Raw genomic sequence first — 12,996 nt, forward strand, 5'->3', positions numbered from 1 at the left:
TTGTGTTACTTAAATGATGCCCAATTTCTCTTTTTTTCACTATTGTTATAATCTTGTGAAAAATCGAAAAGTGTTATAATGAAATTATGTTCTTATTTTGTTTCAAGAAAGGAGCTAACATGCAGAGTATGAATAAAACAGGGAAAACATTTCATGTACAACCCTTTACAGTTGAACGAGGAAAGATTAAAGAGTTTGCAATGGCTATTGGGGATGATAATCCCATTTATTATGATGTTGAAAAAGCGAAAGAACAGGGTTTTCGTGATATTCCGATTCCGCCTACTTTCCCAACTGTTATGGAAATGTGGAGCGGTTTAGATTTTGAAACATTAATAAGGGAATTAGATTTAGACCCATTAATGGTTTTACATGGGGAACAGGAATATGAGTATTTGGAAGATATTTGTGCTGGTGATGAGATTACCTGTACCGCAAAAGTTATCTCACATGTCGAAAAAAGAAGGATGACCTTCATTACCATCGAAAATCGTTTTTCGCGTGACGGGAAGATTGTTTTAATTGCACGCAGCAATATTATAGAAAGAAATCAATAAAAGAGGTGATAAGATGAGTGAATTAGAAATCATTCAAAAAGAATCGATCACATTTACACAACTTGTTCGCTATGCAGGGGCATCTGGAGATTTTAACCCAATACATACTGTTGTTCCCATCGGAGAAAAGGCTGGATTAGGTGGAGTAATTGCCCATGGAATGCTGATAATGGGAATGGCGGGAGAAGCATTAACAAAATGGTTTCCGAGACAAAACATTAGAGCGTTTAAGGTACGCTTTTCGGCCATGACCAGACCTGGTGAAAAATTGTCTATTGAAGGGTATATAGATGAAGAAAAAACGGTAAACGGAGAAGAACGATTGGCTGGAAAAGTTTTCGTTAAAAATGAAAGCGGCGAAGTGAAACTAAAAGGCCAATTCGAAGTTAAAAAATCGTAAATGCCAAAAACTTTTCCTTCTCCTTTTTAGACAGCGGTTCAGAACGATATTTTTGACATTGTTTTGAAAAGAATTGTATCATTTTATTCATGAGCATGTTTACATATGAAGGGGAGAGGAATTTAAAATGGATTCTAGAGTCTTTCGCAATGCTATGGGGAATTTCGCAACCGGAATTACCATCGTTACAACCGAGTCCGCTGGGGAAGTGTATGGCATGACCGTAAATGCATTTATGTCTGTTTCACTGGATCCGATGTTAGTGGTTGTTTCCATAGATAATAAAGCAAGTATGTATGAGATTCTTCAAAAAACAAAAAAATATGCGGTAAGCTTTTTAAAAGAGGAACAAACAGAATACTCCATGATATATGCTGATCAAATACCTGGAAAAGACAAGGTAGTGTATAATCGGCTTGGAGGACAGCCAGTTTTACAAGATGCTTTAACCACCATTGCATGTGACGTTCAAGATATGGTGTTAGCAGGGGATCATATGCTGTTTATTGGAAAAGTGACGGAAATTGCTATATCTGAGGGTGATCCACTCTTATACTTTGGCGGAAATTACCGTACATTAAAGGACATCGAATAAGATGTTCTTTTTTGCTTTTAAAAGATTTAATTCACGATGTATTTTAACACTGGAAAACGCAAATCCAATCTATGTTCCTCTTTCTTAAGACAATAGATTTTTACAAACATAAAAAGGGCAATAATCAAATTTGACCCATATAATTCTCTTTGATAGAATTTAAAGGTTAAAAAATTATAGATTTGTAATTTTAAATAGGAGGGTTCTCTTGTGGATTCAGACATGACACATGGCCAACCCATTAGCAAAAAATGGTTTGGTGTAGCCGTATTTTTTATTGTTTTTGCAATCGGTTTATATTGGGCTAAATGGAATCCATATTTTCACAAAGCCATATTAGCTTCCAAAGACCATAATATAGGAACTTCACTATTAGCAGAGATGTCAGCAGGGAATTTTACAGATGTAGTTACGTCTGCCTGGAATTATTCCATTACTTACTTTTTAGCAATTTGGAAAGCTTTATTAGTTGCAACTGTGGTTGCGTCGCTTATGCAGGTAATCATTCCGAGAGAATGGCTTACGCGTGTTTTAGGAAAAACCGGTTTTCTTGGTTCGGTAAGCGGCGGATTATTAGCATTGCCAGCCATGATGTGCACATGCTGTGCTGCACCGGTAGTATCAGGTTTAAGAAAATGTTCTAGTTCGGTAGGCGCTGCCATTGCCTTTTGGTTTGGAAACACTGCACTAAATCCTGCCGTCCTTATTTTCATGGTATTTGTTTTAGGCTGGAAATTTACTATTTTAAGACTTATTCTAGGAATCATCCTAGTATTCGGTGTAAGTTACTTAGCAAATCGCTTTAGTAAAAATGAAATGGTCGATACCGCAATTCTTGAGAAGATGAATATTGAGAATGTCAAAAGCAATAAACCATTATTGGTTCGTTGGATATATACATTTGGTAAAATGGTAGTAACCATTCTTCCTCTGTATATAGTATCTGTATTTGTTATGGGCCTGCTTATTTCTTGGTTATATCCAGCTTTAAACGGTCATGCAAGCAATACATTTGGGCTAATTATTGCCTTTGCCATTATCGGTACCTTATTCGTAATACCTACAGCAGCAGAAATCGCTATTATACAAGGAGTCTTGGCATTAGGCCTTGGACATGGTCCAGCTGCAGCTTTACTAATAACATTACCTGTTATTAGTATTCCATCCATTATTATGGTTCGGAAAGCATTCTCTAAGAAAACAATCGTTTTCTTAACAGGCAGTGTAATGGTGCTTGGCATCATTGCAGGCTGTATCGGTACATTACTATAATCTATTCTTGGGATCATGTTGATGGCATGATCCCTTTCTTTCTATTCGAATATTATTTTTCACATTAATAAAGGAGATTCCACGCGTTTTGCCGAATAAAGAGTCGATTACTACTTAGGAGGGAAAAGAATGAATGTTTGGTATGTTAGCTACGGATCCAATTTGTATCGTGATAGATTTATGTGCTATATCCAAGGGGGGCAGCCAGAAGGCTCTGAAAAAGTCGAAAAGGGATGTCGTGACCAAACTCCTCCGAAAGCCGATGAAAAAATAGAATTGAGATACCCGTTATATTTTGCTAAGAACAGAAGCAAATGGGGAAAAGGCGGAGTAGCATTCATTGATCATCAAGAGAATCCCGATGTGAAAACAATCGGCAGAATGTACTTAATCACCAATGAACAATTTGAGGATGTTGTTGCACAAGAGAATAATGAGGAAAATCTCACCATACCATTAGAAAAAGTGATTGATAATGGGTTTCATAACATTAACGAAAACTGGTATGGAAGAATAGTCTTTTTAGGATATAAAGAAGGAGCACCAATGTTTACTTTTACAAATCCTGTCTCGATGAATGGTGAAACCTTTTTCACACCGCCATCCTCTTATGTAAAAATCATTTCCAAGGGACTGGAAGAGCTTGGAATGTCTAGAAATGATATCGTCCATTATTTCAAGCAATGTGGTGGGATAAAAGATTCATTCACGAAAGAGCAATTATATCGATATATTTATCGTGAGCAAGGAAAACAATGAAAAGCGTTTCTTTATTTTCTTTGTCATCCTTAAGGGTTATTATGTTTCTTTTATTAAGCAGTTCCTATTTTCCCTTAACTGCTGAAGACGATACATATAGGCGAGCATACATTATTATTGCCATGGTTATTTTTTTCGTCAATCATTTTATTCAATTTTTAAAGGAAAAATTGCCTCTTCGGATCGTGTGCATTTCTATTGACTTTCTTCTTAGTGCAGGATTTGGATTAATATTTCCGAAGGATGGCGGGCTATTATATTTAATTTTCTTTGGGGTGATTTCCACCACCATTTTTTTAGTTATCGATAATAAAAGAATTTTATTTGCGTTTTCCATTTGCTTTATCGTATCATGGCTGATTATCAGTTTTGAGAAATATACTTTAACAAAGGATCTTTCTATTGGAAATAACCTGATAAGCTTTTCGTTTGTCGTCTATGGTGCTATTGTTGGAAGCTTGATACGAAATTTATTACGTGCACGTGAAACCATTTCCACTCAATATGTTCAGTTGACGGCTTCACATAAAGCATTAAGTCAAGCACACCAACAGTTAAGTGATTATTCGAAACAAGTGGAGGATTTAACTGCTATCCAAGAACGGAATCGAATTGCCCGTGAAATCCATGATACAGTGGGTCATAACATAACAGCTTTGTTAGTCCAAATCCAATTAGCCAAGGAACTTATGAAAATAGATGTAAAGAAGGGAGTAGAAGTAATAGAGGTATGTGAAAAATTAACGCGAAAATCATTGGAAGAAATTCGCTTATCTGTTAGAACCTTGAGAGAAGAAGATTCCGGACAGCTTTCCTTTATTCCTTCGCTTAGAGAGATGTTATCTGATTTTTCCGCTGTATCAGGTCTGGAAACAACCTTAGATATCATAGGTGATCCAAAACTTATCAATACATCCCTGCAGCATACCGTGAAGAGAGTAATTCAAGAGTCCTTAACAAATGCCAAGCGGCACGGCTTGGCAACGATTTATAAGGTATCCCTACATATATCCGAACACCGTGTCATGGTGGAAATCTTTGATAATGGCCAGGGAACAAAAAATGTGGTGCCAGGTTTTGGATTGCTTAATATGAAGGAACGCATAGAAGAACATGGTGGAGAGATACATTTTGAAGGTAAAGTTGGGGAAGGATTTTATATCAATATTTCCATCCCATTAAAGCAGGTTCAATGGAGTTCTATGGAGGTAAGAGGATGATTAAGATAATCATTGTAGATGATCAGCCACTTGTTCGCGAGGGTCTTGGCACACTTTTAAATTTACGGCCAGAAATAGAAGTTGTGGGCATGGCAAGTGACGGAAACGAAGCCATCACTTTGGCACTTGAGAAAAAGCCAGATTTAATTTTAATGGATATTAGGATGCCAAATATGAATGGAGTAGATGGAACTAGAGTATTACGGGAGAAGTTGCCTGATATTAAAGTGTTGATGCTGACAACTTTTAATGATAGTGAGCTTATTTATGATGCTTTGCAAGAAGGGGCATGCGGCTATTTGCTGAAGGATATGTCAACGGATACGATCGTGCAATCCATCATGACGGTTCATCATGGGGGCGTTGTTCTGCCGAAGGATTTCACGAATCAAGTATTGGCGGAGAAACGAAAGACAAGTTCTATAATTGAAAAAGTAGATGAAGTACCAATCCTTATAAAAGATTTAACGGACCGTGAATTAGAAGTACTGAAACTTTTGGGGCTTGGATTAAATAATAAGGAAATAGCAAACACATTGTATATTACAGAAGGTACTGTCAAAAATCATGTTTCCAATCTTATTCAAAAATTAAATATTAGGGATCGTACGCAAGCAGCTATATTTGCGGTTCGATACGGGATCACTACGTTCACCGAATGACTTTCGGCATAGTGAAGATATGAAAGACGACACAATCGTGTCGTTTTTTTTATACGCTAAAATCTATCTGCAGCGTGATGGAAACCATCCCTTTTCCTTTTACAATAAAAACACTAAAGATGAGTGGAACATACAAGTTAGGAGGAAAAATAGATGTTATCAATATCAAATATAAAAAAGAGTTTTGGTCATCACCAGGTAGTAAACGATGTCACATTTGAAGTACAAAAAGGGGAAGCGTTCGGACTGCTTGGTCCAAATGGGGCGGGAAAATCAACCACCATTTCAATGATTTGCGGTTTGATTCCTTATGACGAAGGGGACATTCAAGTTGATGGGTTATCGGTGCAGAAAAAACCAATGAAAATCCGCGAAAAAATTGGTGTAGTACCACAAGATATTGCTCTCTATCCAACCATGTCCGCATTGGATAACTTGGTTTTTTGGGGAAAGATGTACGGAATAACGGGTAGGAGAGCGAAACAAAGGGCATTTGAAGTGTTAGAAATAGTCGGACTTACAGATCGAGCAAAAGATAAAATTGAAACCTTTTCAGGAGGAATGAAAAGGCGAATTAATATTGGAGCCGCCCTTATGCATAATCCAGAGCTTCTCATTATGGATGAACCAACCGTTGGTATTGATCCACAATCAAGAAATCATATTTTAGAAACGGTTAAAAGGTTGAATGAAGAAGGCATGACCATTATTTATACGAGCCATTACATGGAGGAAGTTGAATATCTGTGCAAAAGGATTGGAATCATTGATCATGGGAAACTGATTGCAATCGGCGACAAGACAGAGCTTTGTAATCGTTTGGCAGGCGGCCATGTTCTAGAATTAATCGTTGATAATCCTAATGTTGACTTGTTAGTTAATCTGGAGAATATAGAAGGCGTTGAAAATACGAATGGAAAAGAGGATGGAACCATAGAAATTATGCTTTCTGATAAGAAAAACATTCTGCCTGAAATCATATCCCTGTGCGGCACACATGACATTTCCATCCAAACAATTCAAATAAAAGAACCAAACTTAGAATCCTTATTTTTACAATTAACGGGAAGGACATTGAGGGACTAGGAGGAAAATAAATGAAAAGCATCGTTGTTGCTATAAAAGATTTTTCGATTCGTATCAAAGATCGAAGGGCATTCATGATGATGATTCTAATGCCAATCGTTCTAACAATTATTCTAGGTTCTGCTTTAAAAGGAGTGATGGGGGATTCTTCGTCCGCTCCAAAAACAATCATTGCCTTATATCAACAGGATCAGCATCCTCTGAGCAAACAATTTGTTCAAGGAGTTTTAGAAAATACACAATTAAAAAACTCGATTGTAGTGAAAAACGTTTATTCTCAAAAGGAACTAAACCAATTCATTCATGAAAAGAAAGCGGATGTGGGGGTAGTGCTTCCAAAGAACTGGGGAACACAACTTGCGAATGGTAAAACTGAACCTGTAACCATTAAAGTTTCTGATGGAAAGGATTTTGAAGCAAATTTTGTCCAGCAATTAACGGTATCGTATGTAAAAACAACAAATGCTGTAACAGCATCAGCAAAAATGGTTCTCTCTGATTTAGCATCTCAAGGAAAGAGCGGAAAAGAGTTAAAGTCAATTGGAGCTGGGTTAACTAATAACCTTGGGAAGGAAGCAGAAGCTAATGCATCGTTCGTATACGACAAACCAGTAGGAAAAAACCAAGTTTCTTCTTTACAATATTACGCAGCCGCAATGGCAGCCATGTTTTTGCTATTTAATGCCATGGTTGGGGGAAAATCAATCCTATCGGAACGTGCCAATCTAACGTTATCAAGAATGATGATTTCACCTACTGATAGAGTATCCATTATGACTGGGAAATTTTTAGGCACTTTCCTGTATACAATGGTTCAATTCCTGATTTTTATGGGAGCGACTCATTATATTATTCAAGTGAACTGGGGGAGTAATCCAGGACAAATAATCATGATTGCCATCGCCTACAGCATTTCAGTATCAGGCTTATCAATGATTGTTGCTGCCTTTATGAAAACAGAAAAAACAGCCGATTCCTTAGGTGGGATGCTTGTTCAAGTATTATCTTTACTTGGCGGTTCGATGATACCTATTTCCGTTTTTCCAGAAACATTACAGAAGATTTCTAAAATCACACCTAATTCATGGGCATTAAATAGTTTTACCAATATTATGTCCGGGACCTCATGGAATAGCTTGATAATACCACTTTGCATTCTTATTGGCATTGGAATTATTGCAACTATAATTGGATCCTTGCGCTTCCGAATGATATCGAATTAAATAAAGAAAGGAGTAATGGTGATGAAAGCTATATCTGTTTGTTTATTTGAAATGAAAAGGACTTTAAGCAAACCATCCGCATATATATTAATGCTCGTCATGCCGATTATTTTCACCTTACTATTCGGTAGTATTTTTGGAAATGCTTCTTCGCAAACACTTACACTAGCAGTGGTAGATAAAGATAAAAGTCATTTATCAGAAGCCCTAATAAACCGCCTGCATCAAGATTCCACTTTAAAACTGAAAGAAAGTAATGAAAGGACATCTAATGAACTATTGAAGAATCACAAATTGGATGGGGTTATCACGATTGAGCAAGGCTTCCAGGAGCAGTTAGCAAGTTCTCTAAGTCCAAAAATTTACTTCCAGCATCAACCTGGTTCACCAAGTACGAGTATGGTCAAACAATCGTTGAATCAAGAAATCAATAGAATGAAATTACAAGTTATTGCAGCAGTAGAATGGAGCAAGTCGAGTAAGGACATCGATTGGTCAAGTATGTTTGATAAAATATCGAAATCGGAAGGCCAAACAAATAAATACACTACAGTCGTATCCGCTAATAATCAGAAGAAAACTTTAAGTGGGTTATCCTACAGCTCTGCAGGATTTTCCATTATGTTTGTCATGTTTATGATGATGTCTGTCACAGGTGTTATTATTGAAGCAAAAAACACAGGTGTGTGGTCAAGATTATTAACCACTTCTATAACAAAATCCGAGCTTTTATTAGGTTATTTATTATCATTCTTTCTAATTGGTTGGGTTCAGTTCGCAATATTAATGGTCTTTTCCTCGATTGTCTTTCATGTAGTATGGGGAAACATTGTTGGATTAATCGTACTCATTTCTGCATTATTATTATGTGTGGTAGGACTCGGTTTAGCGATTGCGAGCATGGTTAAAACAACTGAGCAACAAACTGCTATTGGTTCTTTAATCATCGTTTCTACCTGTATGCTTGGGGGAGTTTATTGGCCGCTTAGTGTAGTTCCTACAATCATGCAAAAAATTGCCAATTTTGTGCCTCAATCATGGGCAATGAAAGGATTTACTAATCTCATTGCAGACGGCGGGGCACTACCTGATATTTTACAGCCAGTAACGATATTATTAGCATTTGCAGCTGTATTTCTGTCCTTTGGATTATTAAGAGTACGTATCCAGTGAAAGGAGCAAAACGGAATCGCTTTGCGATTGCGTATGGATGAGTGAAATTTAAAGTCTAAATTCACCTCCGTAGTCTCCGACTGAGATAAAGGAAACACAGGGAGATAGTTTACTGGCTATAGAAAACAGCACTTCTATTTTACTTGTTGCTGACTTGAGCGGCATAATCCACTAGCCGATAGGCACTCAAGCTGGATATAGGGAAATAGTGCCGAGTTCTGCGGCACTATTTTTTTTGCAGTTGTTCTTGAGCCATTCTAATCATTTCCTTTACCATGTTGCCTCCGATTGGGCCGCCAACTTTTCCAGCCTCTTCTGCGGATAAATTACCATTATACCCTTTATGCAAAGGAACTCCTTGTTCTTTTGCTACTTCATATTTGACACTGTTTGGGTCTTCCGGATCTACCTTGTACCCTTGCCTTGCCATTACTTGTCCTTTGAACGCATCAAGCGCATTTCTAGTTCCTGGTACAAGAGGCTTCCTGTTTCTTCTAGCCATTTAGAATCCCTCCTTATACCTTAGTTTTTCCTAAGGATTGTTTTTTCATGAGGAAGTATATCTTTCCATTTTCGGAACAAATTAAAGAATTGGACACAGCGGACGGAGTAGGACAATACACATTTTAAAATACTAATGGATAAAAACATAATCGTTTTATTCATATGTTGAATTAAATGTAATGACACCTACATATCATGTACAGAGGGGATGAAACGTGGATTTCAGAAGAACGATAGCCTTTAAAAATTATGAATGGGTGGAAATTGACTTTAGGCAGCTGCGAAAAGGGGACAACTTTAGGATGTTTGAACTAAATGGGGAAGAAGTTCTTGATGAATATGGAAATAAAATAATGAAAGCTAAATCAGACCCATATTACGATCTTGAACTTGAGTGCTGGCTAGTAGACTTAGAGGAAATGAAATAAAAATAAGAGCTCTTTAAACAGAGACTCTTATTTTTTATTGATTATTTTTTTAAATCTTCAATAGAATCGATTTTCATGTATTTAGGTACTACAAGACCGATTTTCACACCTGTTATACTGGTTCCGATATCTTCAAATTTACCATTAAATTTATCGGCATAAGTCTTATGTGTCAATGGGAGCCATGCAGAAAGAGAAGCATCGGCACTGCCATCTGCGATAGCGGTCCACATTGGTCCAGCTTCAACTTGTGTTAAAGAGACCTTATATCCTTGTTTTTCAAGAACTTTCCCAATAACGTTTGTACTAGCAATTTCACTGTCCCAGGCAACATATACAAGTTTTATTTTCTTACCATTTACTTTTTTCGTGCCTTCTGTCCATTTTGCAACTTTGTCAGAATTATTTTTAACCCATTTAGCAGCTGCATCTTCTGGTTTAGTACCTTCTTGGATATCCAGCATTACTTTCCCCATATCATCCTCGTTCCACTTAAAGTTACTTAAAATCTTATAAGCTTCCGGAAGATCCTCTTTCAATCCTTTTCTGGCAATGGTATGAATTTCTTCTGCACTTCCATATACGCCTTTTGGATCTTTAAGATATTTTAGGTCATATTTTGCGAACATCCAATGTGGGTTCCAGCCTGTAATAATAATAGGATCTTTTTTATCATAGGCTTTCTTTAAAGCTGCCGTCATAGCAGCACTAGAACCGGAAATTACTTGCCAATCATCTAATTTGTAATCCTTCAAAGCTTTATCCGTAGCTTGCATAATCCCTGCACCAGGATCAATCCCAATTATCTTATAATGTACGCTGTCCCCAACTGATGACTTATCAGAACTTGCTTTATCACTTCCGCAAGCAGCGAGGCTAAGGGATAATGCCGCTACAGACGCCAGCCCGATTATTTTTTTCCACATTATACATTCCCCCTTTTTTTCCTTTTACCAGCATTTTGTGTAATTCTATCTAATACGATGGCCACAATGACAATTGCGATACCAGCTTCCACACCGACACCAATTTTTAATTGTGTTACTGCCCGATACACTTCTTCTCCTAACCCCGGTGCACCCACCATCGATGCGATAACGACCATGGAGAGAGCCAACATAATGCTTTGGTTTATACCAGCCATAATGGTAGGCATTGCAAGCGGCAATTGCACTTTCATTAACCTTTGTGCAGTAGTGGAACCGAAGCTTTCAGTCGCTTCAATAATGTCTGCCGGAACTTGCTGTATTCCTAAAATGGTAAGTCTTATCGTAGGCGGCATCGCAAAAATGACGGAAGCAACCACACCTGGTACTACACCTATATTAAAAAAGAAAATAGCAGGTAGTAGATATACAAACGCTGGCATAGTTTGCATAAAATCTAGAATTGGTGTGACGATTTTACGGACCATTTGTTTTTGCGAGGACCATATACCTAATGGAATACCTACAACAATGGAAATAATAACCGAAGTTAAGACAAGAGCCAATGTATTAAGCATTGCATCCCAATAACCTAGATAATCAATAATGAGGAATCCAATAAATGTAAATACAGCAATGCTTTTTTTGGTTAGCCATAAGGCAAGCAACCCAATTATAATCGTGAGTACGATAGGAGGGAAAAGTCCTAATACATTTACCATTCCATCCACTGAGTTTTCTACTCCCGAAGAGACTCCATCAAACAGTCCTCCAAAAGTAGATGTTAGCCAGTCAACAAAGGAATCAATCCAATCAGCTAATGGAATTCTAGGAAGCCACTTATTCATGTTAATTCACCTCCTTTAATACAGAAGGTTCCATGATTTCGGATTGATGAATATAAGAATCATTACCTGCTAGGGCACCGATTAATGCACCTCGAATAACAATACCTCTCATTCTATTACGATCATCCACTACTGCGACAGGAATACTTGCTGTTGATACCATTTCAAAGAGGTCTGTTAATAATGTTTCACTAGGAACAGAGGTAACTTCTCCTTCTAATACATCTAGTAGGGAAACACCGTTTTCGGCTGCATCTTTGGCATTTTGAGCCGTTACTGCACCTAATAACCGATTTTGTTTATCCACTACATAAATGGAGGAGATACCAAGATTTTTCATTAAGGTCAAAGCAACTCTTGGTCCTTTTTCAACCTGTACCGTTTCTGCACGCTTCATAATATGACCTGCTGTTAATACCTTAGAGAAATCAACGTCTTCTATGAATCTTTCAACATATTCATTGGAAGGATTCATTAGGATTTCTTCTGGAGTACCTATTTGTACGATATTGCCATCTTTCATTAGAGCAATGCGGTCACCTATTCGCAGTGCTTCATCCAGGTCGTGGGTAATGAAAATTATCGTTTTCCCCATGGAATCATGCAATTCCAGCAATTCATCTTGCATATCTTTTCTGATTAATGGATCCAGAGCACTAAATGCTTCATCCATTAACAAAATATCAGGATTATTTGCCAATGCTCTTGCCAAACCAACCCTTTGCTGCATCCCACCGCTCAATTGGTCCGGATACTGGTCTTCGTAACCTTCTAAGCCTACTAATTTTAAAGATTGGAGTGCCTTTTCATGCCTCGTTTGTTTAGCGATTCCTTGGATTTCTAATCCATATTCCGTATTTTGGAGGATAGTTCGGTGAGGTAATAAAGCAAATTTCTGAAATACCATACTGATTTTTTTCCTACGGACATTACGAAGCTGTTCCTTTGACATCGAAATAATATTTTCGTTATCAATAAGAACTTCACCATATGTTGGTTCTATTAATCGGTTCAGCATTCGGACTAGTGTAGATTTACCACTTCCGGAAAGCCCCATAATAACGAAGATTTCCCCGTCATAAACCTCAAAATTAGCCTGATTTACTCCAATGGTGGCGCCGGTTAATTTTAAGATTTCCTGTTTTGATTTTCCATTTGACAATAGCTGAGATGCTTTTTTTGTATGTTTGCCAAATATTTTTGTGACATTGCTTACTTTCAATTTTATCTTTTTGTTTTCTTCTGTCATCCAATCACCCCTCTTAATTGTCACTCTATCATTGTATAGAAAGACGAAGGGTGCACTCAAACTTGAAAATCCTCTATATTCTGTATGTACAGTC

Annotated in this window: 15 protein-coding genes; 11 read left to right on the forward strand and 4 right to left on the reverse strand. The window is 37.3% G+C overall.

The features are described from left to right. Positions 1-128: 128 nt before the first annotated feature. From CWO92_RS07670 to CWO92_RS07715, 10 genes are all read left to right on the forward strand, one after another. Complete coding sequence (locus CWO92_RS07670; protein WP_235851576.1) at positions 129-557, forward strand: MaoC family dehydratase N-terminal domain-containing protein; 429 nt, start codon at positions 129-131, stop codon at positions 555-557. A 13-nt stretch (positions 558-570) separates the two neighbouring features. Then, complete coding sequence (locus CWO92_RS07675; RefSeq protein WP_101353629.1) at positions 571-957, forward strand: MaoC/PaaZ C-terminal domain-containing protein; 387 nt, start codon at positions 571-573, stop codon at positions 955-957. A 127-nt stretch (positions 958-1,084) separates the two neighbouring features. After that, positions 1,085-1,552, forward strand: coding sequence for a flavin reductase family protein (locus tag CWO92_RS07680; protein ID WP_101353630.1), 468 nt, complete (start codon positions 1,085-1,087; stop codon positions 1,550-1,552). Between the two features lie 210 nt (positions 1,553-1,762). Further along, positions 1,763-2,824: a permease gene (locus CWO92_RS07685; protein ID WP_233269927.1), complete on the forward strand. Its 1,062-nt coding sequence runs from the start codon at positions 1,763-1,765 to the stop codon at positions 2,822-2,824. Between the two features lie 129 nt (positions 2,825-2,953). Further along, complete coding sequence (locus CWO92_RS07690; protein ID WP_101353631.1) at positions 2,954-3,583, forward strand: hypothetical protein; 630 nt, start codon at positions 2,954-2,956, stop codon at positions 3,581-3,583. 41 nt (positions 3,584-3,624) lie between these two features. Further along, positions 3,625-4,803 carry a sensor histidine kinase gene (locus tag CWO92_RS07695; protein ID WP_165786633.1) on the forward strand — a complete coding sequence of 393 codons (1,179 nt, stop codon included), beginning with the start codon at positions 3,625-3,627 and terminating at the stop codon, positions 4,801-4,803. Then, the gene (locus CWO92_RS07700; RefSeq protein WP_101353633.1) at positions 4,800-5,465 is read left to right on the forward strand and encodes a response regulator; all 666 of its coding nucleotides are present in this window, start codon (positions 4,800-4,802) and stop codon (positions 5,463-5,465) included. Before CWO92_RS07695 ends, CWO92_RS07700 begins: the two co-directional genes overlap by 4 nt. Before the next feature lie 153 nt (positions 5,466-5,618). Beyond that, a complete protein-coding gene (locus CWO92_RS07705; protein ID WP_101353634.1) occupies positions 5,619-6,551 on the forward strand; it encodes an ABC transporter ATP-binding protein in 933 nt (310 codons plus the stop codon). Positions 6,552-6,562: 11 nt separating this feature from the next. Then, positions 6,563-7,774: an ABC transporter permease gene (locus CWO92_RS07710; protein ID WP_101353635.1), complete on the forward strand. Its 1,212-nt coding sequence runs from the start codon at positions 6,563-6,565 to the stop codon at positions 7,772-7,774. Between the two features lie 21 nt (positions 7,775-7,795). Continuing rightward, positions 7,796-8,947, forward strand: coding sequence for an ABC transporter permease (locus CWO92_RS07715; RefSeq protein WP_158176245.1), 1,152 nt, complete (start codon positions 7,796-7,798; stop codon positions 8,945-8,947). A 226-nt stretch (positions 8,948-9,173) separates the two neighbouring features. Here the strand turns inward: CWO92_RS07715 and CWO92_RS07720 are convergent, their stop codons facing one another. Next, positions 9,174-9,449: an alpha/beta-type small acid-soluble spore protein gene (locus tag CWO92_RS07720; RefSeq protein WP_101353637.1), complete on the reverse strand. Its 276-nt coding sequence runs from the start codon at positions 9,447-9,449 to the stop codon at positions 9,174-9,176. A 217-nt stretch (positions 9,450-9,666) separates the two neighbouring features. Between CWO92_RS07720 and CWO92_RS07725 the strand changes: the two genes are divergently transcribed. Beyond that, positions 9,667-9,879: a hypothetical protein gene (locus CWO92_RS07725; protein ID WP_101353638.1), complete on the forward strand. Its 213-nt coding sequence runs from the start codon at positions 9,667-9,669 to the stop codon at positions 9,877-9,879. A gap of 41 nt (positions 9,880-9,920) precedes the next feature. On the opposite strand, the gene CWO92_RS07730 is transcribed toward CWO92_RS07725, so the two are convergent. Genes CWO92_RS07730 through CWO92_RS07740 form a run of 3 tightly spaced genes read right to left on the reverse strand, consistent with a single transcriptional unit; the run spans position 9,921 to position 12,902 of the window. Next, entirely contained in the window at positions 9,921-10,805 is an 885-nt protein-coding gene (locus CWO92_RS07730; RefSeq protein WP_101353639.1) for a glycine betaine ABC transporter substrate-binding protein, read from the reverse strand. Next, positions 10,805-11,653 (reverse strand): ABC transporter permease, encoded by an 849-nt coding sequence (locus CWO92_RS07735; protein ID WP_101353640.1) that lies wholly within the window; start codon positions 11,651-11,653, stop codon positions 10,805-10,807. The genes CWO92_RS07730 and CWO92_RS07735 overlap by 1 nt, the downstream gene beginning before the upstream one ends. 1 nt (position 11,654) lies before the next feature. Continuing rightward, positions 11,655-12,902: a quaternary amine ABC transporter ATP-binding protein gene (locus CWO92_RS07740; protein ID WP_101353641.1), complete on the reverse strand. Its 1,248-nt coding sequence runs from the start codon at positions 12,900-12,902 to the stop codon at positions 11,655-11,657. Between the last annotated feature and the right edge of the window lie 94 nt (positions 12,903-12,996).

This window comes from Heyndrickxia camelliae (assembly GCF_002844575.1).
GTDB classification, from domain to species: domain Bacteria; phylum Bacillota; class Bacilli; order Bacillales; family Bacillaceae_C; genus Margalitia; species Margalitia camelliae.